Source organism: Nonomuraea cypriaca (assembly GCF_015645445.1).
Taxonomy (GTDB): Bacteria; Actinomycetota; Actinomycetes; order Streptosporangiales; family Streptosporangiaceae; genus Nonomuraea; species Nonomuraea cypriaca.
This window is the reverse complement of the sequence record NZ_JADOGI010000066.1, coordinates 1-22,850: the sequence shown is the minus strand read 5'-3', so window position 1 is coordinate 22,850 and position 22,850 is coordinate 1. Positions and strand designations below refer to the sequence as shown.

Annotated in this window: 24 protein-coding genes and 1 pseudogene; 14 read left to right on the top strand and 11 right to left on the bottom strand. The window is 70.3% G+C overall.

Annotation, left to right across the window (positions count from 1 at the left end; all coding sequences use genetic code 11):
• Positions 1-174: 174 nt before the first annotated feature.
• Positions 175-465, top strand: a complete 291-nt coding sequence (locus ITP53_RS22385) for a hypothetical protein (RefSeq protein ID WP_195897378.1) — start codon at positions 175-177, stop codon at positions 463-465.
• A gap of 41 nt (positions 466-506) precedes the next feature.
• On the opposite strand, the pseudogene ITP53_RS22380 reads toward ITP53_RS22385, so the two are convergent.
• The 5 genes and pseudogenes from ITP53_RS22380 to ddaH all read right to left on the bottom strand — a co-directional run.
• A pseudogene (locus ITP53_RS22380) lies at positions 507-739 on the bottom strand (alpha-isopropylmalate synthase regulatory domain-containing protein); the annotation flags it as partial.
• A gap of 20 nt (positions 740-759) precedes the next feature.
• Complete coding sequence (locus ITP53_RS22375) at positions 760-1,068, bottom strand: helix-turn-helix domain-containing protein (RefSeq protein ID WP_328815381.1); 309 nt, start codon at positions 1,066-1,068, stop codon at positions 760-762.
• A complete protein-coding gene (locus tag ITP53_RS22370; RefSeq protein WP_195897377.1) occupies positions 1,065-1,439 on the bottom strand; it encodes a type II toxin-antitoxin system RelE/ParE family toxin in 375 nt (124 codons plus the stop codon). Before ITP53_RS22370 ends, ITP53_RS22375 begins: the two co-directional genes overlap by 4 nt.
• Positions 1,440-1,559: 120 nt before the next feature.
• The gene (gene leuA / locus ITP53_RS22365) at positions 1,560-3,266 is read right to left on the bottom strand and encodes a 2-isopropylmalate synthase (RefSeq protein ID WP_195897376.1); all 1,707 of its coding nucleotides are present in this window, start codon (positions 3,264-3,266) and stop codon (positions 1,560-1,562) included.
• Between the two features lie 261 nt (positions 3,267-3,527).
• Positions 3,528-4,274, bottom strand: coding sequence for a dimethylargininase (gene ddaH, locus ITP53_RS22360; protein ID WP_195897375.1), 747 nt, complete (start codon positions 4,272-4,274; stop codon positions 3,528-3,530).
• A 38-nt stretch (positions 4,275-4,312) separates the two neighbouring features.
• Between ddaH and ITP53_RS22355 the strand changes: the two genes are divergently transcribed.
• From ITP53_RS22355 to ITP53_RS22330, 6 genes are all read left to right on the top strand, one after another.
• Positions 4,313-4,558: a DUF2630 family protein gene (locus tag ITP53_RS22355; RefSeq protein WP_195897374.1), complete on the top strand. Its 246-nt coding sequence runs from the start codon at positions 4,313-4,315 to the stop codon at positions 4,556-4,558.
• Between the two features lie 69 nt (positions 4,559-4,627).
• Positions 4,628-5,602 carry a GNAT family N-acetyltransferase gene (locus ITP53_RS22350; protein WP_195897373.1) on the top strand — a complete coding sequence of 325 codons (975 nt, stop codon included), beginning with the start codon at positions 4,628-4,630 and terminating at the stop codon, positions 5,600-5,602.
• 51 nt (positions 5,603-5,653) lie between these two features.
• On the top strand, positions 5,654-7,696 hold the full coding sequence (locus ITP53_RS22345; protein WP_195897372.1) for a glycoside hydrolase family 6 protein: 2,043 nt from the start codon (positions 5,654-5,656) through the stop codon (positions 7,694-7,696).
• A gap of 119 nt (positions 7,697-7,815) precedes the next feature.
• Positions 7,816-9,129 (top strand): MFS transporter, encoded by a 1,314-nt coding sequence (locus ITP53_RS22340; RefSeq protein ID WP_195897371.1) that lies wholly within the window; start codon positions 7,816-7,818, stop codon positions 9,127-9,129.
• Positions 9,130-9,138: 9 nt separating this feature from the next.
• A complete protein-coding gene (locus ITP53_RS22335) occupies positions 9,139-9,804 on the top strand; it encodes a response regulator transcription factor (RefSeq protein WP_195897370.1) in 666 nt (221 codons plus the stop codon).
• Positions 9,801-11,138, top strand: coding sequence for a sensor histidine kinase (locus tag ITP53_RS22330; protein WP_195897369.1), 1,338 nt, complete (start codon positions 9,801-9,803; stop codon positions 11,136-11,138). The genes ITP53_RS22335 and ITP53_RS22330 overlap by 4 nt, the downstream gene beginning before the upstream one ends.
• Positions 11,139-11,274: 136 nt before the next feature.
• Here the strand turns inward: ITP53_RS22330 and ITP53_RS22325 are convergent, their stop codons facing one another.
• Positions 11,275-12,180 carry a TAXI family TRAP transporter solute-binding subunit gene (locus tag ITP53_RS22325; protein ID WP_207756275.1) on the bottom strand — a complete coding sequence of 302 codons (906 nt, stop codon included), beginning with the start codon at positions 12,178-12,180 and terminating at the stop codon, positions 11,275-11,277.
• Between the two features lie 26 nt (positions 12,181-12,206).
• Between ITP53_RS22325 and ITP53_RS22320 the strand changes: the two genes are divergently transcribed.
• Positions 12,207-12,923: a Mut7-C RNAse domain-containing protein gene (locus ITP53_RS22320; protein WP_195897368.1), complete on the top strand. Its 717-nt coding sequence runs from the start codon at positions 12,207-12,209 to the stop codon at positions 12,921-12,923.
• A 92-nt stretch (positions 12,924-13,015) separates the two neighbouring features.
• Here ITP53_RS22320 and urtE read toward each other — a convergent pair whose 3' ends face one another.
• Genes urtE through urtA form a run of 5 tightly spaced genes read right to left on the bottom strand, consistent with a single transcriptional unit; the run spans position 13,016 to position 17,500 of the window.
• Positions 13,016-13,705, bottom strand: a complete 690-nt coding sequence (gene urtE, locus ITP53_RS22315; protein WP_195897367.1) for an urea ABC transporter ATP-binding subunit UrtE — start codon at positions 13,703-13,705, stop codon at positions 13,016-13,018.
• Complete coding sequence (urtD, locus tag ITP53_RS22310) at positions 13,683-14,429, bottom strand: urea ABC transporter ATP-binding protein UrtD (RefSeq protein WP_195897366.1); 747 nt, start codon at positions 14,427-14,429, stop codon at positions 13,683-13,685. Before urtD ends, urtE begins: the two co-directional genes overlap by 23 nt.
• Positions 14,413-15,450 (bottom strand): urea ABC transporter permease subunit UrtC, encoded by a 1,038-nt coding sequence (gene urtC / locus ITP53_RS22305; protein ID WP_195897365.1) that lies wholly within the window; start codon positions 15,448-15,450, stop codon positions 14,413-14,415. Before urtC ends, urtD begins: the two co-directional genes overlap by 17 nt.
• Positions 15,447-16,295: an urea ABC transporter permease subunit UrtB gene (gene urtB / locus ITP53_RS22300; RefSeq protein ID WP_195897399.1), complete on the bottom strand. Its 849-nt coding sequence runs from the start codon at positions 16,293-16,295 to the stop codon at positions 15,447-15,449. The genes urtC and urtB overlap by 4 nt, the downstream gene beginning before the upstream one ends.
• Complete coding sequence (gene urtA, locus ITP53_RS22295) at positions 16,295-17,500, bottom strand: urea ABC transporter substrate-binding protein (protein ID WP_195897364.1); 1,206 nt, start codon at positions 17,498-17,500, stop codon at positions 16,295-16,297. Before urtA ends, urtB begins: the two co-directional genes overlap by 1 nt.
• Before the next feature lie 198 nt (positions 17,501-17,698).
• Here urtA and ITP53_RS22290 point away from each other — a divergent pair, with 198 nt between their 5' ends.
• From ITP53_RS22290 to ITP53_RS22260, 6 genes are all read left to right on the top strand, one after another.
• Positions 17,699-18,001 (top strand): urease subunit gamma, encoded by a 303-nt coding sequence (locus ITP53_RS22290; RefSeq protein ID WP_195897363.1) that lies wholly within the window; start codon positions 17,699-17,701, stop codon positions 17,999-18,001.
• A complete protein-coding gene (locus ITP53_RS22285; RefSeq protein ID WP_195897362.1) occupies positions 17,998-18,309 on the top strand; it encodes an urease subunit beta in 312 nt (103 codons plus the stop codon). The genes ITP53_RS22290 and ITP53_RS22285 overlap by 4 nt, the downstream gene beginning before the upstream one ends.
• A complete protein-coding gene (locus ITP53_RS22280) occupies positions 18,302-20,011 on the top strand; it encodes an urease subunit alpha (protein ID WP_195897361.1) in 1,710 nt (569 codons plus the stop codon). The genes ITP53_RS22285 and ITP53_RS22280 overlap by 8 nt, the downstream gene beginning before the upstream one ends.
• A gap of 180 nt (positions 20,012-20,191) precedes the next feature.
• Entirely contained in the window at positions 20,192-21,427 is a 1,236-nt protein-coding gene (locus tag ITP53_RS22270; RefSeq protein WP_268961105.1) for an urease accessory protein UreF, read from the top strand.
• A gap of 15 nt (positions 21,428-21,442) precedes the next feature.
• The gene (gene ureG, locus ITP53_RS22265; RefSeq protein WP_195897360.1) at positions 21,443-22,117 is read left to right on the top strand and encodes an urease accessory protein UreG; all 675 of its coding nucleotides are present in this window, start codon (positions 21,443-21,445) and stop codon (positions 22,115-22,117) included.
• The gene (locus ITP53_RS22260; protein ID WP_195897359.1) at positions 22,117-22,833 is read left to right on the top strand and encodes an urease accessory protein UreD; all 717 of its coding nucleotides are present in this window, start codon (positions 22,117-22,119) and stop codon (positions 22,831-22,833) included. The genes ureG and ITP53_RS22260 overlap by 1 nt, the downstream gene beginning before the upstream one ends.
• Positions 22,834-22,850 lie beyond the last annotated feature (17 nt).

Genomic DNA, 22,850 nt, shown 5'->3' with positions numbered 1-22,850 from the left:
GTCTGCAAGCTCATCCCCGAGCATGCGTTTCGCCTCGTCAGTGGTGTGACTGGACCTCTCGTCGAAAGAATCAACGGCACTGAAAGCAACGGCGACTGCCGGGCTCCCAACACGACCCCGCGTCCTCTACAGGTGTGGTGGGCGCGGGAGGGCTCCGGGATGCCTCGTGAGCACATGGACTTCCTCATGGATGAGGACAGGCGTCCGCTCTACAGGCAGCACGGCGGAGTCGCCCTTCCTCCTGACCTTGGTGATGGCATGGCCGCATACGTGCGGAGTGCCCCGTTCGCCGACCAGCCGTACCGAGTGAGCGCCAAGTTCGGCTGCGGCGGCAGAGACCGAATGATCGATATCTACCTGCCACAGGTTGCGAAGGGCAGGGATGGGATCAAGGATTTGATCGAGCTCATGCGTATCGCGCAGAAACGCTACGGCGAGGTGTACGACTGCACTCCCGGAAGGTAAGAGCCCTGAGTCCCCATGACCGAGGGCTCGGGTGTAGGAGGTCAGCGGGAGGCGCGGTTGACTGCGGAGATGATGGCCTTGAGGGAGGCGGTGGTGGCGTTGGCGTCCACGCCGACGCCCCACAGCACCTTGCCGTCCACTTCGCACTCCAGGTAGGAGGCGGCCTTGGCGTCGGTGCCGGCGCTCACCGCGTGCTCAACGTAGTCGAGGACACGCACCTGGAAGCCCACCTCGTGATGGCGTCAATGAACGCAGAGATCGGGCCATTGCCCGTGCAGCCCTCGCCGGTCCATGTCAGGCAGCTTGGTGGGGCATGAACCCGATGGTCAGATCCGCGTCCAGCGCAGCGGCCAACCGCCCGAGTGACGCCACGGTGATGTTGCCACCTCCCGTCTCCAAACGGGACACCTGCGGTTGTGTCATCCCCGCACGCTCGGCCAACTCCGCCTGTGACAGACCAAGAGCGACGCGCCGGTCGTAGACAAGCTGGCCAAGCCGCTGCTCAGCCTCAGCTTCTTCGTAAAACCTGGCGTACTCGGGGTCATTCATCTCACCAGCGAGCCGACGATGCCGGGTTGTCTGCCACTTACTGTGCCCGCTCACAGCTCCTCCTTGAATTCTCTGTGGTACGCCTGGCGCGCCGGACCATGACTACTTTCACAGGCTATTTGTACCCGCTCCGCTCGGTCGACCTGCATCGTCTCCCTGCGTCTTGTCTTGTAGAAGGCGGTCAGCAACACAACCCGACGGTCGGAGGCCAGCCAGTACGTGATGCGTGCCTGGCGGCGTGACAACGTCAACCTCAGCTCACGCACCTTGCCTCGCAGGTGCTTGGAGTACGGTTCGTCTAGCGTCTCCGCCTCGGCGGCAAGCCTGCCGACAAGGGCATTTACTTTGGCGTAGTCGACCTTGGCCAGCGCGTCGAGCCAGGAGACCACCTCCGGTTCCAACTCGACGTCATACAGCTCGCTCATACATTTTATTGTATAAAGATCTCACGGTATGACGTGGCCAGATCCAATCCTCGCGCTGTGCCTTGGCGCGATCTTCCTCAACAGGGGACCGAACGCGCCAGGGCGTCATGCCAAGCAGGGTCAGTGGGAGGCGCGGTTGATTGCGGAGATGATGGCCTTGAGGGAGGCGGTGGTGGCGTTGGCGTCCACGCCGACGCCCCACAGCACCTTGCCGTCCACTTCGCACTCCAGGTAGGAGGCGGCCTTGGCGTCGGTGCCGGCGCTCATCGCGTGCTCCACGTAGTCGAGGACGCGCACCCGGACCCCCACGCCCGTCATGGCGTCGATGAAGGCCGAGATCGGGCCGTTGCCCGTGCCGGCGATCTCGCGGATCTCGCCGTCGAGGCGGACGTCGGCGCTGATGCGGTCCTTGTCGTCCACCGTGGACTCGTGGCGGTGGGCCATGAGGCTCAGGCGGCCCCAGCGGTTCGCCGGGTTGGGGAGGTATTCGTCGCGGAAGATGCCGTACATCGCGGCCGGGCTGATCTCGCCGCCCTCGCTGTCGGTACGGGCCTGCACCACCTTGGAGAACTCGATCTGCAGCCGCCGCGGCAGGTCGAGCTGGTGGTCGGCCTTCATGATGTACGCGACCCCGCCCTTGCCCGACTGGCTGTTGACCCGGATGACGGCCTCGTAGCTGCGGCCGATGTCCTTCGGGTCGATCGGCAGGTAGGGCACCGCCCAGGTGAAGTCGTCCACCGGCACGCCCGCGGCGGCGGCGTCCTTCTCGAGATGCTCGAAGCCCTTCTTGATGGCGTCCTGGTGGGAGCCGGAGAAGGCGGTGTAGACCAGCTCGCCGCCCCACGGGTGTCGCGGGTGCACGGGCAGCTGGTTGCAGTATTCGGTGACGCGGCGGACCTCGTCGATGTCACTGAAGTCGATCTCGGGGTCGACGCCCTGGGAGAACAGGTTCATCCCCAGGGTGACCAGGCATACGTTGCCGGTACGCTCGCCGTTGCCGAACAGGCAGCCCTCGATGCGGTCGGCGCCGGCCAGGTAGCCCAGCTCGGCGGCGGCCACGGCGCTGCCGCGGTCGTTGTGCGGGTGCAGCGACAGGATGATGGAGTCGCGGTGCTTGAGGTTGCGGTGCATCCACTCGATCTGGTCGGCGTAGACGTTGGGCGTGGCCATCTCGACCGTGGCGGGCAGGTTGACGATGACCTTGCGGTCGGGGGTGGGCTGCCACACCTCGTTGACCGCGTCGCACACCTCGACGGCGTATTCCAGCTCGGTGCCGGTGAACGACTCCGGGGAATACTGGAAGCGTACGTCCACGTCGCTCGCGTCGGCGAGCTTCTTGACCAGCTTGGCGCCCTCGACCGCGATGGCCGTGATGCCGTCCTTGTCCAGACCGAACACGACCCGGCGCTGCAGGGTGGAGGTGGAGTTGTAGAGGTGGACGATGGCCTGCTCGGCGCCCTCGATCGACTCGAAGGTCCGCTCGATCAGCTCCGGCCTGGCCTGGGTCAGCACCTGGATGACGACGTCGTCCGGGATGCGGCCCTCTTCGATGATCTGGCGGATGAAGTCGAAGTCGGTCTGCGAGGCGGCCGGGAACCCTACCTCGATCTCCTTGTAACCCATGCGTACCAGCAGCTCGAACATCTGGAGCTTGCGGTGGGCGTCCATCGGGTCGATCAGGGCCTGGTTGCCGTCGCGCAGGTCCACCGCGCACCAGCGGGGCGCCTTGGTGACGACCTGGTCGGGCCAGGTGCGGTCGGTCAGCCGGACCGGCTGATAGGCCTCATAGCGATGGATCGGCATGGAACTGGGCTGCTGAGCGGTCATGTCGGATGCTCCTCGTCGGTCTTTCCCAGGAAAGCGGCCGACGCGCACGACTGGCTCCGCGGCGAGGGAGCCGGCCTCAGAGGCCCCCGCCGCGGCAGCTAAGAAGCAGTCCGCGCAGCATGTCATGCACGCTACCAGACGTCTCGCGATGAGCCGTCCTGGGTCTCACATCGTGAGAGGCCCAGCCTCCCGGGGGCATCGTGAGAGGTCCGATGCGCGGGGCGAGGTGCGGGTCCGGTACGAGGGACTGCGTGCGGGTCGTCAATCCGGGATGAGGACGCTGAGGCAGGTCACGCAGCCTTCCAGCTTCTCAAACTCCGAAATATCAACTCTCGTCACGATAAAACCGCGCTGTTCGAGCATGGTGGCGGTCTGCGGCGCGGAGGCGGCCATCAGGACACGGTCGCCGCCCACCGGCACCACGTGCGACCCCTCCTCCTCCGGCGGCACCAGCAGCCCGGGCAGGTCCACATGCGCGGGATCGCCGATGAGCGTCCCGTCGGGCAGCGCCGTCACCCCCGACTTCAGGTGCAGCACGCCGGACAGGTCCACGGGCACGATCCGGCGTTCCGGCAGCAGGGCCGTGAGCCGGCCGATCCCGGCGCCGTTGGTACGGGCCGACCTGCCCACGTACACCGTGAGCCCGGCCTGCAGGACGTCGCCGCCGTCGAGCGTGCCGGGCCGGGTGATCCGCACCACCTTGAGCCCCAGCTCCCGTACGGCCGAGGCCACGGACTCCACCTCGGGCCGTCGTTCCGGCGCCCCTGGCCGCGTCAGCACGGCCAGGCGCCCCGACACCACCACCGTGTCCTCCACGAACGGCGCGTCGGGCAACTCGTCCGCCGCCGGTACGTACACGGGCCGCCACCCGCTCTCCGCCAGCGCCTGGACGTAGGCGTCGTGCTGTGCGAGCGCCCGTTCGTGATCGACCGGTTCGCGCTCGAGATGGGTGACGATGCCCTCGGAGATCCGCGGGCCGGGCTTCCTTACGAGTGCGATACCAGACATAGGGCGTGTTCTATCACGCAGTGATTAGAGTCTTTGTCATGCGGGACGACGAGATTCTCAGCAGGATCAGCGATCTGGTCAACGAGGAGCACGAGTTGCGCGACCGGCTGACGGCCGGCGAAGTGGCCTCGGAGGAGGAGCACGCGCGGATCAAGGAGTTGGAGACCGCCCTCGACCAGTGCTGGGACCTGCTCAGGCAGCGCCGGGCCAGGCGAAAGGCGGGCGAGAACCCCGACGATGCCACCGCCCGTTCGGCAGGCGAGGTGCAGAACTACCGCCAGTGAACGAGGCGGCCAGACCACCGGCGGTGAAATTCGGTCGCCCCGGCCGTTCTGGTGCGCTTTGCTGGGCGCATGCGGATCCAGCCCATCGGCCTCGACCAGGCGGACGGCCTGCTCGCGGGCCTCCACGATGCCTACCTGGCCGCCTCCGGCGACGACCCCGGCCCCCAGTTGTCGCTCCCCCGCTTCCGCCACGAGGTGTGCAGGGACGACCCAGGCGCGGGAGCCGAACTCTGGGCGGCGGTCGAGGACGGCGCGGTCGTGGGCGGCTACGGCCTGTCGCTCCCCCGGCTCGACAACACGCACATGGCGGGGATGTTCCCGCTCGTGGTCCGGCCGGAGCGGCGCGGCAGGGGGCTCGGCTCGGCGCTGCTTGAGCACGTACGCGACCGGTTGCGTGCCCATGGACGGCGGCTGCTGCTGACCCAGACGCCCGCCACAGGGGCGGGCGCCCGCTTCGCGCGAGCGCGCGGGCTGAAGGTCTCGCTCGTCGAGGCCCGCCGCACGCTCGACCTGCGCAAGGCCGGCTGGGAGGCGCTGGAGCGGATGCTCCCCGAGGTCTCGGGCTACTCCCTGGAGCGCTGGATCGGCCCGACACGTCCCGAGTTGCTGCCCGACCTCGCCACGATCATGAACGGCATGAACGACGCCCCGCGCGACGGCGACGTCGAGGACATGAACTGGGACGTCGAACGCCTTCGCGCCCGCGAGGAGGGCATCCCGTCGAGCGGCCAGTCCTGCTACACCATCATCGCCCGGCGCGACTCCAACGGCGAACCTGCCGGATACACGCGCATATACGTCACCGCCGGCCGCTCCGACGGCTGGGGTCGCCAGGCGGACACGACGGTGCTGCCCGAGCACCGCGGCCACCGCCTGGGCCTGCTGATGAAGCTGAGCAACCTGTTCTGGCTGCGGGAGCGGGAGCCGCACATCGACCGGATCCAGACCTGGAACGCCACCTCCAACACCCACATGCTCGCCATCAACGACGCCATGGGCTTCGAGCTCTTCGACGAATGGAACGAGTGGCGGCTGGCGATCTAGGAATGGCCCGGGAATGGAACGCCGCCGGGGCGGGAGCTAACCTGGCGGGATATGACCTTGGAGACGTTGAGAGACGGGGACCCGGGGCAGGTGGGGCAATACACCCTCCTGGGTCGGCTGGGCGAAGGCGGGATGGGCGTCGTCTACCTGGGCCGGGACCCGGAGGGCACGCGGGTGGCGGTCAAGCTGATCCACGCCAGGATGGACGCGGACGCCGGCTTCAGGCGGCGCTTCGCCCGCGAGGTGGCGGCCGCCAAGCGCGTGGCCAGGTTCTGCACCGCCCCAGTGCTCGACGCCGATGTCCAGGGCGAGATGGCCTATCTGGTCACCGAATACGTCGAGGGGCCCAGTCTGGGCGCGGCCGTGCGCGAGTCTGGGCCGCTGAAGGGGTCGGCGCTCGACGGACTTGCGGCCTCGATGGCGATGGCGTTGCGGGCCATCCACGGGGCCGGGGTCGTGCACCGCGACCTCAAGCCATCCAACGTGCTGCTGTCCCAGGTGGGTCCCAAGGTCATCGACTTCGGGATCGCGCACCTGACCGGCTCGGATATGAGCAGCACGATCGTGGGGACGCCGTCGTACATGTCGCCTGAGCATGTGTCGGGCGGCGAGGTCGGTCCGGCCTCGGACATCTTCGCGTGGGGCTGCACCGTCGCCTTCGCCGCGAGCGGCGTACCGCCGTTCGGCACGGGCTCGGTGCCCGCGGTCCTGTTGCGCATCGTCAACCACCCGCCGGACGTGCGCGGCCTGTCCGGGTCCCTGCGCGATCTGGTTCTGGCGGCCCTGGCCAAGGACCCGGCCGCCCGGCCCACGGCCCAGGAGCTCATGGATCACTTGAGCACCTCGACCCCGCCCACGGTCGTCCCTGACGCGAGCTCGCCGACCGGCGTGTCGGCACATGCGGGCCGAGCGGACGCGGCGCCCGCCGACGAAGGGACGCGGCCGGCTGGGCGGCGCGGAAAGCTGCTGGCAGCGGCGGCGGCACTGGTCGTGGCGGTGGCGGGCGGGTCGGCGGTGCTCGCGTGGCGAGGGCAGAGCTCCCCGTCAGAGGCAGGAACCCCGGCGACCGGCGCGGCGACGGGCAACCCGCTGCGGGCCCGGGACAACGTCCCCTTCTACGCCCCACCCGAGCCCGGCGCGAGCCGGCAGGCCGGCCTCTGGGCGGACGACCGCCCCGCGGACGCCGAGTTGATGCGGAAGCTGGCCGCAGTCCCCCACGCCATCCGCCTCGGCCAGCCCGAGGTCCAGTCCAAGGTGGACGCCACGATCAGAGCGGCCAGGCGGGCGGGCGGCGTGCCGGTGTTCCTGGTCAACTACATGCCGGGCAGCGGCTGCCTGCCCGTCGGCGCGGCCGACATGGCCGCGTACCAGGAGTGGATCAAGGGGATAGCCGGCCGGATCGGCGACGCGCCGGCCGTGGTCATCCTCGAACCGGGCAGCCTGGTCAAAATCCCCGGCTCCAAGGACTGCGCTATGCGGGGCTCGCCCGCGCAGCGCTACCAGGGCCTGCGCGAGGCCGTACAGACTCTCAAGGCGAACCCCGGCACGGCCGTCTACCTCGACGGCAGTCAGGACTTCTGGCCGGGCACCGAGATCATGGCGGAGCGGCTGATCGGGGCGGGGGTCGACCGGGCCGACGGGTTCTTCGTCAACACGGCCGGCTACCAGCGCACCGAGAACAGCGTCGAGTACGCCAGGAAGCTGTCCGCCTGCGTCGGCGTCCGGCTCGCCACGGGCAGGAAGGGCTGCCCGGCGGAGGTGAGCGCGGACCCGGCCAGGATGCCGCACTTCGTCGTCGACACCAGCAGGAACGGGCAGGGTTCGTGGGCCCCGACGCGGAAATACCCGGACCCGCAAGCTTGGTGCAACCCTCCCGGCAGGGGCGTGGGCGACCGGCCGACGACCGTCACCGGCGAGGAGCTGGCGGACGCGTACCTGTGGATCGCCAGGCCGGGCGTCTCCAGCGGCAGATGCCCGCGCGGCACCGCGGGCCAGAAGGACCCGGAGCGGGGCGTCGTGTCCCCGCAGGCCGGCCAGTGGTGGGCCGAGCTGGCACTCGAAAGGGTCAAGAATGCCAATCCCCCGTTGCGGTGACGTTACGGCCGCGTAAGACGTCATGTTAAGCGGAGGTTAGATCCAGCCTGCCTCCCTTGTCCGGACAACCTTCTGCGGAGATGCTCTGACCTGCACCTGATCCCCCCAGGAGGTTCTCTGTGAGCAAGGCACGCGTGCCGTGGAAAGCGGTGGTCGGCGGTTCCGTCGGCAACCTGGTCGAGTGGTACGACTGGTTTGTCTACAGCAGTTTCGCCGTCTACTTCGCGGCGGCCTTCTTCCCTGAGGGCGACGACACCGCGAAGCTGCTCAACACCGCGGCCATCTTCGCCGTCGGCTTCTTCATGCGCCCGCTCGGCGGCTGGCTGCTCGGCCGCTACGCCGACAGGAAGGGCCGCAAGGCCGCGCTCACGCTCACCGTCACGCTGATGTCGGCCAGCGCCCTGCTGATCGCGATCGCGCCGACGTACGAGACGGTCGGCTACTTCGGCGCGCTGGTGCTGGTGGTGGCGCGCCTCCTGCAGGGCCTGTCGGTCGGCGGTGAGTACGCGGCCAGCGCCACCTACCTCACCGAGGCCACCCCGCGCGGCCGCCGCGGCTTCGCCTCCAGCTTCCAGTACGTCTCCATGACCGCCGGCCAGCTCGTCGGCCTCGGTCTGCAGATCATCCTGCAGAACTCGATGTCCACCGAGGCACTCGGCTCCTACGGCTGGCGCATCCCGTTCGTGGTGGGGGCGCTGGCCGCCGCGGTCGTGTTCTACCTGCGCCGCAACCTCCTGGAGACGGAGGCGTACGGCGAGGAGGAGCGGGCGGACGAGCAGGACCGGCGCGGCACGATCAAGGGGTTGCTCGACCACAGGAAGGAAGCGCTGCTGGTCATCGCGCTGACCATGGGCGGCACGGTCGCGTACTACACATACACGACGTACCTCACCAAATACCTCTCGAACTCGGCGGGCCTGCCCAAGGAGACGGCCACGCTGGTGAGCTTCTGCGCGCTGTTCATCTTCATGTGCGTCCAGCCGCTGGCCGGGGCGCTGTCGGACCGGATCGGGCGCAGGCCGTTGCTGGTCACGTTCGGGCTGGGGTCGATGCTCGGCACGGTGCCGCTGATGACGGCGCTGGGCGGGGCCGGCGGGTTCGGCGGCGCGCTCGTGCTCTCGCTCACCGGCCTGATCATCGTCACCGGTTACACCTCGATCAACGCCGTGGTGAAGGCCGAGCTCTTCCCCACGCACGTGCGTGCCCTCGGCGTGGCCCTCCCCTACGCGATCGCGAACGCCCTCTTCGGCGGCACCGCCGAGTACGTGGCGCTGTGGTTCAAGGACACCGGCATCGAGTCCGGCTACTTCTGGTACGTCTCCGGCTGCGCCGCGGTGTCGCTCGTCGTGTACCTCACCATGCGCGAGACCAGGGACGCCGCGCTCTCCCGCGCCGAGCGGGCCAGGGAGGATTCGGTGCCGGAGCACGTCTAACCTGGCGTCATGCGGGTTCTCCTGGTCGAGGACGACGATCGGCTCGCCTCCGCGCTCACCACGGCCCTCACCCGGCACGGCCATCAGGTCACCCGTGCCGGGCTGGCCGTCGACGCCCTCCGCCTGGCGGGTGGCGCCGACTTCGTCCTGCTCGACCTGGGCCTGCCCGACCTGGACGGGCTCGACGTGCTGCGCCGCCTGCGCCGGGTGTCGGCGGTGCCGCTCATCGTGGTGACGGCCCGCACGGAGGAGCGCGAGGTGCTGCGCGGCCTGCGTTCCGGGGCCGACGACTACCTGATCAAGCCGTTCCGCACGGTCGAGCTGATGGCGCGCATGGAGGCGGTGGTGCGGCGCGGCACCCGGCCGCGGCCGCGGCGCGACGAAGTGGTGAGCGTCGGGGACGTCCGCATCGACCTCTCGTCCAGGCAGGTCACGGTGGCCGGCGAGCCGGTGACGCTGACCAGGCGGGAGTTCGACGTGCTGGCGCTGCTGGCCCGCGAGCCCGGCGTGGTGCGCGGCCGGGAGGAGATCCTCGACGAGGTCTGGGGCGACCCGCTGCTGTCGGCGTCCCGGTCGCTGGACGTGCACGTGGCCGGGCTGCGCTCGAAGACGGGCCGTCCCGGGCTCGTGGAGACGCTGCGCGGCACCGGCTACCGGCTGGGCTCCACCACGTGAACTCACGGCTGGTGGTCACGTTCACCACGCTGATCGTCTTCCTGATCGCGGCGCTGGCCGTGCCGCTCGGCCTGGCCTACGCCTCCCACCGCACGAACCGCCTGCTCCTCGACCGCCGCGCCGACGCCACCCGCTTCGCGGAGCTGGCCGACCAGGCCGCGCGCGAGGACGACCGCACGGGGTTGCTCGCCGAGATCACCCGCTACGCCGGCCTGTACGACGCCGCCGTACGCGTACGCGACAGGGACGGTTCCGTACGCGCCACCGCCGGCCGTTTCGAGGCCGACGACCACGACGCGGTACGCCTGGCGTTGTCCGGCCGCACCACCGAGGAATTGCCCACGATCACCCCGTTCGGCCCGTCGCGGGTGCTGCTGGCAGAGCCGGCCGGCCGCGACGCGCAGTTGTCCGGCGTGGTCCTGCTGGAGACGCCCACCGAGCAGGCCAGGCTGGACGTGTCGCTGGTCTGGGGATCCCTGGCGCTCGGCGCGCTGGTCGCACTGGCCTACTCGGCGCTGGCGGCCAGGCGGCTGGCCCACTGGATCCTGCGCCCGGTCGTCGAGCTGGACCGCACCACCCAGGCCATCGCCCAGGGGCGGCTGGATGCTCGGGCGCGGCCCGGCGCGGGCCCCTCGGAGTTGCGGCGGCTGGAGGAGCGCTTCAACACGATGGCCGACGCGGTCTCGAACGCGATGGAGCGGCAGCGGGCGTTCGTGGCGGACGCGTCGCACGAGCTGCGCACCCCGCTCACCGTGCTGGGCCTGCGCCTGGAGAACCTGGAGCCGCACCTTCGCGCCGAGGGCACGGCCGAGTACGACGAGGCGCTGGCGGAGCTCGACCGGCTGACGCTGCTGGTGGCGGACCTGCTGACGCTGGCCAAGGTGGAGGCGGGGGCCGAGGGGGACAAGGAGATCCCGCTCGCGCCCCGGCTGGCGGCGTGGCGGGAGGTGTACGCGGCCAGAGGCGTCCACCTCATGACCGACATTTCCGAAATATCTGTCGTGCCGGAGGCGGCGGCCAGGGTCGCCGACATCGCCCTCGACAACGCCCAGAAGTTCGTCCCCGACGGCGGCACGGTGACGGTCACCCTGGCGGACGGGGTGCTGCGGGTGGCCGACGACGGTCCTGGGCTGGGCGAGGAGGAGCGGGCCGAGGCGCTGGGACGGTTCTGGCGGTCGGGAACGCATGCCAACGTGCCGGGCAGCGGCCTCGGCCTGGCCATCGCCGCCGAACTGGCCAGGGCGTGCGGTGCCGCCCTGACCCTGCTCCCCGCCGAACCCCACGGACTCGTCGTCGAACTACGCCTGCCCGCCCAGGCTCCGGCGCAGCCGTAGCCGAAACCCGCCCGGGTCCGCGATCCCGATCGGCCGTAGCTGGTCCGGGATCCGGGTCAGCCGTAGGGGGTCCGGTTCCTGATCGGCCGTAGCGGGTCCAGGTGTCTGATCCGGCCGTAGCGGTCCAGGTTTCGGGTCAGGCGTAGACGGAGCGGTAGTAGCGGGCGGCGCCCGGGTGGAGCGGCACGTTGCCGGTCCCGATGGCGTAGCGCTTGTCGAGGAGGCCGCCGGGGGCCGACGGGGCCTGGAGGCGGTCGCGGGCACGGAAGAGCGTTTCCGTGATCGTGTAGGCGGGCTCATCGGGAAGCGAGGTCCGGCACATCAGATAGCTGGGGGTGCCCACGGTCGGTACGGGTCGCGCGCCGCCGTACACGCCCGATGGGACGGACGCGTGCTCGTACACCGTGCCGAACCGCCGCCGCAGCACCGCCACCAGCGGTTCGAGCGGCACGAGCCGGATGCCGGAGAGCGCGGCGAGCGCGGGTGTGGGCACGCCGCCCGACCAGAAGAACGCCTCCACCTCGCCGTCACGCAGCGCCTTGATCGAGGCGTCCAGCCCCAGCCTGACGGCCTCGGGCGGGCTCGCGGGCGCCGCGGCGGCCAGCACGCGGGTCGCGGTCACCGCCGTGCCCGAACCCTCGGCCCCGATGGACACCGCCCGCCCCGCCAGGTCCCCGACCTCGCCGATCCGCGAACCTGCGCCGACGACCAGATGGACGTAGTTCATGTACATCCTGGCCAGCGCCGACACCGGCTGGTGGCGTACGCGTACCGCGTCGTCGGCGCTGTCGGCCAGTGCGAACCCGACGTCGGCCCGCCCGTCGGTCATCATCGTGAGGTTCTGCACACTGGCGGCCGTCTCGATCACCCGGACGCCGAGCCCGTCACGCCGCAACTCCTCCGCGAGCCGGTCCCCGAGCTGCCCGTACGGCCCGCCGGCCAGGCCCGTCGCGAGCCGTACCGGGGCCTGCCCGTACCCGCCCGCCGAGCACCCCGCGGCCAGTGCGGCGAGCCCGAGGAAGGTTCGGCGGCTGATCGGCATGAATTCACGTTATCCGGTGCCACAGAATGGACCTTGTGAGCACACGTGTCCGCATCGCCTCGGAGCTGAGGATGTTCCTGCCGGTGAACCGCCGCCAGGAGTGGCTGGAAGTCGTCCCCGACGGCACCTCCACGCTCGGCCACCACGTCGAGTCGATGGGCATCCCACTGACCGAGGTCGGCCCGATGATCGTGAGCGGCCGCGGCGTCTCGCCCTCCTACCAGCTCGCCCCCGGCGACGTGGCGGAGATCCACCCGGTGCACCGGCCGCAGCAGTTGCCCGAGGAGCCGCGCTTCCTGCTGGACGTGCACCTGGGCACGCTGGCCAGGCGGCTGCGGCTGCTCGGCATCGACGCCGCGTACCACAACGACATGGACGACCCGGCGCTGGTGGCGCAGGCCAACGAGGAGCATCGGGTGCTGCTCACCCAGGACCGCGGCCTGCTGCGCCGCCGCGCCCTGTGGCTGGGCGCGTACGTGCACGGCTCGCGCCCCGCCGACCAGCTCCGCGACCTGCTCGAACGCTTCGCCCCGCCGCTGCGCCCGTGGACCCGCTGCACGGCGTGCAACGGCGAGCTGGAGACCGTGTCCAAGCACGAGGTCGAGCCCATGCTGGAGTCGGGGACGCGGCGCAACTACGACGCGTACGGCCGGTGCGGCCGGTGCGGGCAGGTCTACTGGCACGGCGCCCACAGCGACCACCTGGAGGAGATCATCAGGACGGCCCGCGCCTGGACGTCCTGACGATCGGCCGGTCAGACCGCCAGAAGCCTGCGGACGTCCCGACGATCGACCCTTCAGACCGCCAGAAGCCTGACGTCCTGACGATCGGCCGTTCAGACCGCCAGGAGTCGGCGGACGTCCTCGCGGTGCAGGTCCTCGGCTTCCCCGGTGCGTACGACGTGACCGCCGTCGAGGATGAGGAACCTGTCGGCCAGCCGCAGCGCGATGTCCAGGTACTGCTCCACGAGCAGCACCGCCAGCCCGGAGGCGTGCAGTCGCTCGATGGCCGACTCGATCTCCAGGATGATCGACGGCTGGATGCCCTCGGTCGGCTCGTCGAGGATGAGCATTCTCGGCTTGGTCACCAGGGCGCGGGCCATGGCCAGCTGTTGCTGCTGGCCGCCGGACAGGTGCCCGGCGCTCCGCTTGAGCAACGACCGCAGCGCGGGGAAGATCTCCAACGCCTCGTCGATGGCCTCCTTGGGCTGCTTGGCGGCCTCCACGGTCACCAGCAGGTTGCCCATGACGGACAGCTGGGGGAAGCACTGGTGGCCCTGGGGGACGTACCCCATGCCGAGCCTCACGCGTTCGTGCGGCTTGAGCCTGGTGATGTCGCGCCCGTCGAACGTGACCGTGCCCGCCGTCGCGGGCAGGACGCCCATGACGGTGTTGAGCAGCGTGGTCTTGCCCACGCCGTTCCGTCCCATGACGCACACGAGCTGTCCGGGCTCGACCTCCAGCGAGACCCCGAACAGCACGCGCGCCCTCCCATAGCCGGACTCAAGGCCGGTTACCGACAGCATCCTGTCTCCTCCCCAGGTAAACCTCCTGCACCCGGGGGTCGGCGCTGACCTGCTCGACCGACCCCTCCACGAGGACCTTGCCCTCGTGCAGCACGGTCACCTTCGAGGCGTGCCGCCGCAGGAAATCCATGTCGTGCTCCACCACGATCACCGTGTGGTCGTCGGCGATCTGGGTGAGCAGCTCGCCGGTACGCTCGCGTTCGTCCTTGGACATGCCCGCCACCGGCTCGTCCAGGAGCAGCAGCCTGGGCCGCTGCGCCAGCAGCATCCCGATCTCCAGCCACTGGCGCTGACCGTGGGAGAGAACGCCGGCTGAACTCCCGGCGAGCTCTTCGAGTCCCGTCCTGGCCAGCGCCTCCTCGACGGCCTCCGACACGCCCTTGCGCCGCCTGGTCAGCGACCACAGCGGCTTGCGGAAGCTGGCCGCGAGGTCGAGGTTCTCCAGGACGGTGAGCTCCTCGAACACCACCGAGGTCTGGAAGGTACGGCCGACGCCGAGCCGGACGATCTGGTGCTCCTTCCTGCCCACCAGGTCGTCGCCGCCGAACCTGACGCTGCCCGACGCCGGCCTGGTCAGCCCGGTGATCACGTCGATCAGCGTGGTCTTGCCCGCGCCGTTGGGCCCGATCAGGAAGCGCAGCTCCCCCTCGGGCACGGTCAGGTCCACGCCGTCGAGCGCGCGGAAGCCGTCGAACACCACCTGGACGTCACGTAGCTCGAGCACGTCGCAACCTCCCTGCCATGCCGATGATCCCCTTCGGGGCGAGAGTCATGACCAGGATGAACAGCGCCCCCTGGAGGTAGAGCCAGCCGTCGGCGAACTGCTCGCTGAACGCCGTCTTCGCATAGCCCATGAGGACCGCGCCCAGCACGGCCCCGGCCAGCGCGTGCCGCCCGCCCACGGCCACCGCGACGACCAGTTCGAGCGATGGGACCACGCCCAGGAGCGCGGGCGAGAAGATGCCGACGACCGGCACGAACAGCGCTCCCGCAAGCCCCGCCATGCCCGCCGACGCGGCGAAGGTGATGGTCTTGACCAGAGCCGGGTCGTAGCCGAGGAAGCGCACCCGGTCCTCGCCGTCCCTGACGGCGACGAGCAGCCGGCCGTACCTGCTGTTCACGAGCTGCCGGGTGGCGAGGTACAGGATCCCCAGTACGAAGGCCACCACCAGGTACAGGCCCCGCTGCGTGGAGTCCTCGGCCAGGTCCTGGCCGAACAGGTCGAAGAAGTTGGTCATGCCGTTGGTGCCGCCGGTCAGGCCCTGCTGGCCGACCAGCAGGATGACCATGGCGGCGGCCAGCGCCTGGGTGAGGATGGCGAAGTACGCGCCGCGTACGCGCTGCCTGAACACGAGCAGGCCCAGGATCAGCGCGAGCGCCACGGGCCCGAGGACGGCCATCCCGATGGCGAAGACGGGGTTCGCGAACGGCACCCAGAGGGCGGGCAGCTCCTCGACCCCGCTCCACACCATGAAGTCGGGCAGCCCGCCGCCCTCGGTCAGCTTGAGGTACATCGCCATCGAGTAGCCGCCGAGCCCGAAGAACACGCCCTGGCCGAGCGTGAGCATGCCGCCCTGGCCCCAGGCCAGCCCGATGCCGAGCGCGACGATGGCGTAGCACAGGTATTTGGCCAGCAGCCCCAGGCGGAAGGGTTCGAGCAGCAGCGGCGCGGCCACCAGGGCGATCACGGCGATGGCCGCGAAGGGCACGTGTCTCTTGATCAGGGGCAGCTGTCTCTTGATCATGTGAGCACCCTCGACCTCAGCACGAACATGCCCTGCGGCCGTACCTGCAGGAAGGCGATGATGACGGCGAACACGATCACCTTCGCGAGCGAGGCGTCCGACCAGAACTCGGCGTAGGAGTTCAGCAGCCCGAGTCCGACGGCCGCGAGCACCGCGCCGCGCAGTTGCCCCAGCCCGCCGGCCACGACGACGAGGAACGCGTCCACGATGTAGTACGTCCCGAGCGCCGGCCCGACGGGCCCGATGAGCGTCAGCGCCACCCCGGCCACGCCCGCGAGGCCCGAGCCGATGAAGAACGTCAGCATGTCCACCCGGCCGGTGTCGATCCCGCTGGTCGCGGCGAGCTGCCGGTTCTGCACCACGGCCTGCGTCCTGCGGCCGAGCCCGGTGCGGTTGAGGTACGCCCAGATCGCCACCACGCCGGCCACCGCGAGCCCCATGATGAACAGCCGGTTGTACGGCAGGATCCCCACCCCTCCCGCCAGCCAGGAGGGGGCGGCCACCTGCACGTTCGGCGCCCCGAACAGGTCGCGGGCGAGCTGCTGCAGCACCAGGCTCACGCCCCAGGTGAGCAGCAGCGTGTCCAGCGGCCTGCCGTAGAAGTGCCTGACGGCGGCCCGCTCCAGGATCAGCCCCATGACACCGGCCACCACGAACGCCGCCGGCAGCGCGAGCACCATGTCCTGCAGCAGGAACGCGGTGTACGCCCCCGCCATGATGAACTCGCCGTGCGCCATGTTGATCACGCCCATCTGCCCGAACGTGAACGTCAGCCCGAGCGCGATCAGCAGCAGCACCGCCCCGATGGACAGCCCGATGGGGAGCTGGTTGACGAAGGCCGTCATCAGCCGGTCGCCAGCCCGGTCGCCCACGGGTAGCCCTTGAGGTACGGATCGGGTTTGATCGGCTCGCCCGAGTCCCACACCTGCTTGATCAGGCCGTCGGGCTGGATGATGCCGATGCGGGCCGTCTTGTACATGTGCTGGTTCTCCCCGTCGATGGTGACCAGGCCCTCAGGGCGTTCGAGCGCGATGCCGGGCGCGGCCTTCTTCACGGCCTCGACCTCGGTCGTACCGGCCTTCTTGACCGCCTCGGCCCACAGGTAGACGGCGTTGTAGCCGGCCTCCATGGGGTCGGAGGTGACCTTGTCCTGCCCGTACTTGGCCTTGTACGCCTTGACGAAGGCGTCGTTGGCCGCGGTCTCGGTGGTCTGGTAGTAGTTCCAGGCGACGGGCTGGCCGGCGATGTTGTCCACGCCGATGCCGGTGACCTCCTCCTCGGCGATGCTGACCGACAGCACCGGCATGCTCTCCGCCGTGGCGCCCGCGCTCCTGAGCTGCTTGAAGAAGGCCACGTTGCTGTCGCCGTTCAGGGTGTTGAACACGGCGTCAGGCCTGGCCTGCGTGACCTTGTTGACGAGCGTGGAGTATTCGGTGTGGCCGAGCGGCGTGTACTCCTCGCCGAGGACCTGCATCCCGTTCGCGGCCGCGTACGCCTTGATGATCTTGTTCGCGGTACGCGGGAAGACGTAGTCGCTGCCGACCAGGAACAGCGACTTCTTGCCCTGTTCCTTCAGGTAGTCGAGGCCGGGGATGATCTGCTGGTTGGTGGTGGCCCCGGTGTAGAAGATGTACGGCGAGCTCTCCAGCCCCTCGTACTGCACCGGATACCACAGCAGCGCCTTGTAGCGTTCGAAGACCGGCAGCATCGCCTTCCTGCTGGCCGACGTCCAGCCGCCGAAGACGGTGGCGACCTTGTCCTGCCTGATCAGCTTGGTGGCCTTCTCGGCGAACGTGGGCCAGTCGGAGGCGCCGTCCTCGACGACGGGGACGAGTTTCTTGCCGAGCACGCCTCCGGCCTTGTTGATCTCCTCGATCGCGAGCAGTTCGGCGTCGCGCACGGTGACCTCGCTGATCGCCATCGTGCCACTGAGGGAGTGGAGGAGCCCGACCTTGATCTCGTTCTGCTCGGCGGCGGGCTGGGCGTCGGATCCGCAGGCCGCAAGAGCCAACAGGACGAGCGCGGAGACGATCGGGCGGGATATGCGCACGGCGATTCCTTCCTGCCAAGCGGTACTGGGAGAAAGGTGACTCCGCGGAATTTCACCAGAAGATCCGGCGTGTTAAGACACGATTGCCAGACGTTCACAGAGGCGCAAAAACTGACATGTCCGAATTCATCGGAGTGTGAAACCGACACGACATCGTGCGGCAACAGTGTGGAAACGGCCGGTTTCTATGGTCCGGCCATGCGGCTTACCTCACACGAGCAGGAGCGGCTGCTCATCCACGTCGCCGCCGGAGTGGCGCGCGGGCGGCAGGCCAGGGGCCTGCGGCTCAACCATCCCGAGGCTACCGCCGTCATCGCGTCCTTCCTCATGGAAGGGGCCAGGGACGGGCGCACTGTGGCCGACCTCATGGAGGCGGGCCGGTCGGTGCTCAGCCGGGCCGACGTCATGCAGGGCGTGCCGGAGATGCTGGAGAGCGTGCAGATCGAGGCGACGTTCCCCGACGGCACGAAGCTGGTCACCGTGCACAGGCCGATTCCATGATCCCGGGCGAGTACATCCATCCAGAGGGCGCGCTCGTGCTCAACCCCGGGCGCGAGCGGGTGACCGTACGCGTGGTCAACACGGCGGACCGGCCGGTGCAGGTGGGCTCGCACTACCACTTCGCGGCGGCGAACCCCGGGCTGGAGTTCGACAGGAAGGCCGCGTGGGGGATGCGCCTCGACGTGCCCGCCGGGACCGCGATCAGGTTCGAGCCCGGCCTGGAACGCGACGTGACGCTCGTGCCACTGGCGGGCCACCGGGTGGTGCCGGGCCTGCGGCCGGAGTGGGCGGGGCCGCTCGATGACTGAAATCACCCGGGCCCGGTACGCGGCGCTGTACGGGCCCACCGTCGGAGACCAGGTCAGGCTGGCCGACACCGACCTGTTCATCGAGGTCACAGAGGACCTGTCGATGGGACCCTCCGGGCCGGGCGACGAGGCGGTGTTCGGCGGCGGCAAGGTCATCCGCGAGTCCATGGGCCAGGCGCGGACCACCCGGGCCGAGGGCGCGGCCGACCTGGTCATCACCGGCGCGGTCATCCTCGACCACTGGGGTGTGGTGAAGGCCGACGTCGGCATCCGCGACGGCCGCGTCCACGCCATCGGCAAGGCCGGCAACCCCGACACGATGGACGGCGTGGACCTGGTCATCGGACCGTCCACGGAGGTGCTCGCGGGCAACGGCAAGATCCTCACCGCCGGGGCCGTCGACTCGCACGTCCACCTGATCTGCCCGCAGCTGCTCGACGAGGCGATCGGGTCCGGCGTCACCACAATCGTCGGGGGCGGCACCGGACCCGTCGAGGGCACCAAGGCGACGACCGTCACCGGGACCTGGTACCTCGGCCGCATGCTGGAGTCGCTGGACGCGTACCCGCTGAACTTCGCCCTGCTCGGCAAGGGCAACACGGTCAGCGCCGACGGCCTGCGCGAGCAGCTCCAGGCCGGGGCCTCCGGCTTCAAGCTGCACGAGGACTGGGGTACGACGCCCGCCGCCATCGACGCCTGCCTCACCGTGGCCGACGCCACCGGGGTGCAGGTGACGATCCACACCGACACGCTGAACGAGGCCGGCTTCGTCGAGTCGACGCTCAAGGCCATCGGGAACCGGACGATCCACGCGTACCACACGGAGGGCGCGGGGGGCGGGCACGCGCCGGACATCATCCGCGTCGCCTCCTACCCCAACGTCCTGGCCTCCTCAACCAACCCCACCAGGCCGCACACCGTCAACACGCTCGACGAGCACCTCGACATGCTGATGGTCTGCCACCACCTCAACCCGTCGATCCCCGAGGACCTGGCGTTCGCCGAGTCACGGATCAGGCCGTCGACGATGGCCGCCGAGGACGTCCTGCACGACATGGGGGCGATCTCGATGATCGGGTCGGACTCGCAGGCCATGGGCCGGATCGGCGAGACGATCATCCGTACGTGGCAGACGGCGCACGTGATGAAGGCACGCCGGGGGTCGCTGGGCGACGGCCCGGCCGACAATCTCCGCGCACGGCGATACATCGCGAAATATACGATATGTCCGGCTATCGCCCATGGGTTGGACGGCGAGGTCGGCTCCGTCGAGCAGGGCAAGCTCGCCGACCTCGTCCTCTGGGACCCGGCGTTCTTCGGGGTCAAGCCGGACCTGGTGCTCAAGGGCGGCGTGGTGGCCTGGGCCCAGATGGGCGACGCCAACGCCTCCATCCCCACACCCCAGCCGGTGCTCCCGCGTCCGATGTTCGGCGCCTCACCGGTCACCGCCGCGGCCACCTCACTCCACTTCGTCGCGCCCCTCGCCCTGGAGTCCGGCCTCCCCGACCGGCTGGCCGTCCGCCGCCGCCTGGCCCCGGTCGCCGACGTACGCGGGCGCGGCAAGTCCGCGATGCCCCTCAACGACGCGCTGCCACGGATCGACGTGGCACCCGACACCTTCGAGGTACGCATCGACGGCGACCTGATCGAACCGTCCCCCGCCACCACCCTGCCGATGACCCAACGCTACTTCCTCTTCTGACGAGCCCCCGATGCCCCTCCCAACACAACGCCCGGCAACGCTCCCGACACGACGCCCGACCAACCCCCCAACGCGACACCTGACAAGACGCCCGACGAGACGCCTGGGGGGACGTCCGACGACCCTCCCGACACGACACCTGACAAGACGCCCGATGAGCCTTCTGATGAGGCGCCGCCGATGAACCCGGGCCTGCTCCTCCTCACCGACTCCCGCCTTCCTGCGGGCGGCCACGCCCACTCGGGCACCACCGAACAGGCCATCACGTCGGGCGCGGTCCACGACGTCCCCTCGCTGGCCGCCTTCCTGCGCGGCCGCCTGCACACCACAGGCACGGTCGCCGCCGCCCTCACGGCCGCCGCCTGCGCCGCCGCGGGAACGAGGGACCGAGCAGGCGCCGACCGCACCCAACCCGCCGGCACGACCGGCGGGACCAACTACGCCAGCACCGGCGGCGCCAGGAGCGGCGGGATGAACGGCAGCGGCACGGGCGGTGGCAGCACCAGCGGCAGCGGCAGCGGCAGCACGAACGACAGCGGCACGAACGGAGGCCGCACGGGCGACAGCCGCACCAGCAGCCTCAGCAACGACAGCCGCACGAACGACGGCGGCACGAGCAGCCGCAGCACGAACGACGGCCGCACGAACGACGGCGGCACGGGCGGCGGCGGCACGGGCGGCGGCGGCACGGGCGGCGGCGGCACGGGCGGCGGCGGCAGCGACGTCGACAGCGCCGGAGCCGGCGGCGGGGCTGGAGGGGAGGCCCGTAACTGGTTGCGGCTCGACGCCGAGGTGGACGCGAGGACGGCCTCACCGGCCCAGCGGGACGCGTCCAGGACGCAGGGGCGGCTGCTGATCAGGGTGGCCCGGCGCGTGTGGCCGTCGGCGGTGCTGGACGAACTGGCGGCGGCCGTACCGAATCCTCATCACCCGATCGCGCTCGGAGCGGCGGCGCACGCGGCCGGTGCCACGCCCGGGGAGGCGGCGCTGGCGGCGGCGTACCACGCGATCAGCGGAGCGGCCACGGCGGCGGTCCGGCTCCTCGGCCTCGATCCGGTCGCCGTGCACGGTCTGCTGGCCGACCTCGCGCCCGACCTCGACGCCGTGGCCTCGCAAGCCTGGCCAACCACCGGCACGCCCCCAGACACCGAAGCCTGGCCAGCCACCAGCGCGCCCCACACCGAAACCCGGCCCGACACCGGCACGCGCACAGACACCGAAACCCGGCCCGACACCGGCACGCGCGTAGACACCGAAACCCGGCCGGGCACCGGCACGCGCGTAGACGCCTGGCCGGGCACCGGCACGCCTCCACACGCCGCCCGCTGGGCGGCGTTGCCCGCATATTCAGCACCAGCACTGGACCTCCTGGCCGAGCGCCACGCGCTGGCCGAGGTCAGGCTGTTCGTCTCTTAGGGAGGACCCCCGAACATGGGCGCCAATCACGACGACCACCACCGCACCCCCGACGGCCGCGGCAGAGCGCTGCGGCTGGGGGTGGGCGGCCCGGTGGGCAGCGGTAAGACGGCCCTGGTGGCCGCGTTGTGCAGGACGCTGGGCCCGACGATGTCGCTGGGCGTGGTGACGAACGACATCTACACCACCGAGGACGCCGACTTCCTGCGCAAGGCAGGCGTACTGGACGAGGAACGCATCCTCGCCGTCGAGACCGGCTGCTGCCCCCACACCGCCATCCGCGACGACATCGCCGCCAACCTCGACGCCGTGGAGACCCTAGAGTACCGGTTCGGGCCGCTGGACCTGGTGATCGTGGAGAGCGGCGGGGACAACCTGACGGCCACGTTCAGCCGGGGTCTGGCGGACAAGCAGATCTTCGTGCTGGACGTGTCGGGCGGCGACAAGGTGCCGCGCAAGGGCGGCCCCGGAGTGACCACGGCAGATCTGCTGGTCGTCAACAAGACCGACTTGGCGCCGATGGTGGGCGCCGACCTGGACGTGATGGCCCGCGACTCGGCGGCGGTACGGGGCGACCGGCCGGTCCAGTTCACCTCGATCAGGCAGGATCCCGGCGCCGCCACCGTCGCCGCCTGGGTCTCGGAGCAGGTCGCGGCCTGGTCCCACATGCACGCGGCACCCATCTCCTGATGCGGGCACGGGCTGGTGTGGCGACCGCGGCGGCGGCGGACGGCCGGACCCTCATCAGCCGCCTGGCCTCGGCGCCACCGCTGACGCTGCGCCAGACGGGTCCGTACACCGTTCACCTCATCTCCACGGCGGCGGGCCCGCTCGGCGGCGACCGGCTGGCGCTGGACCTCGACATCGCGCCGCGCACCACCCTGGAGGTGGCCTCGGTCGCCGCCACGCTCGTGCTGCCCGGCGACGGCGAGTCCGAGATGCTGGTCACCGCCCGGGTGGGCGCGGGTGCCACGCTGCGCTTCGGCCCTGAGCCGACGGTGCTCGCCGCCGGCTGCCACCACCGCCTGCTGGTACGCCTCACGCTGGAGTCGGACGCGACCGTGTTCTGGCGCGAGGAGATCGTCTTCGGCCGGTACGGCGAACAGCCCGGCCGCTGCCATGCCCGCTTCGACGCCACCCGCGACGACCTGCCCCTGCTCCGGCAGGAGTACACCGTCGGCGACCCCGCCCTCGACGCCTCCACTGCGGTCTACGGCACGGCCCGCTGCGTCGGGACCACGTTCCTCACCGCGTCGGCCAAGGAGGCCGCCGTGGCCACCGGCGTCGCGGTGCTTCCGCTGGCCACCACCGGCACGCTGGTGTCCGCCCTGGCCGCCGACGCGGTCGAGTTGCGCTCCCGCCTGGAGTGGGGGGAACGCCTCGTCCAAGCCCCGCCCCACCAGTGAGGTGCCTCGTCCAGCCC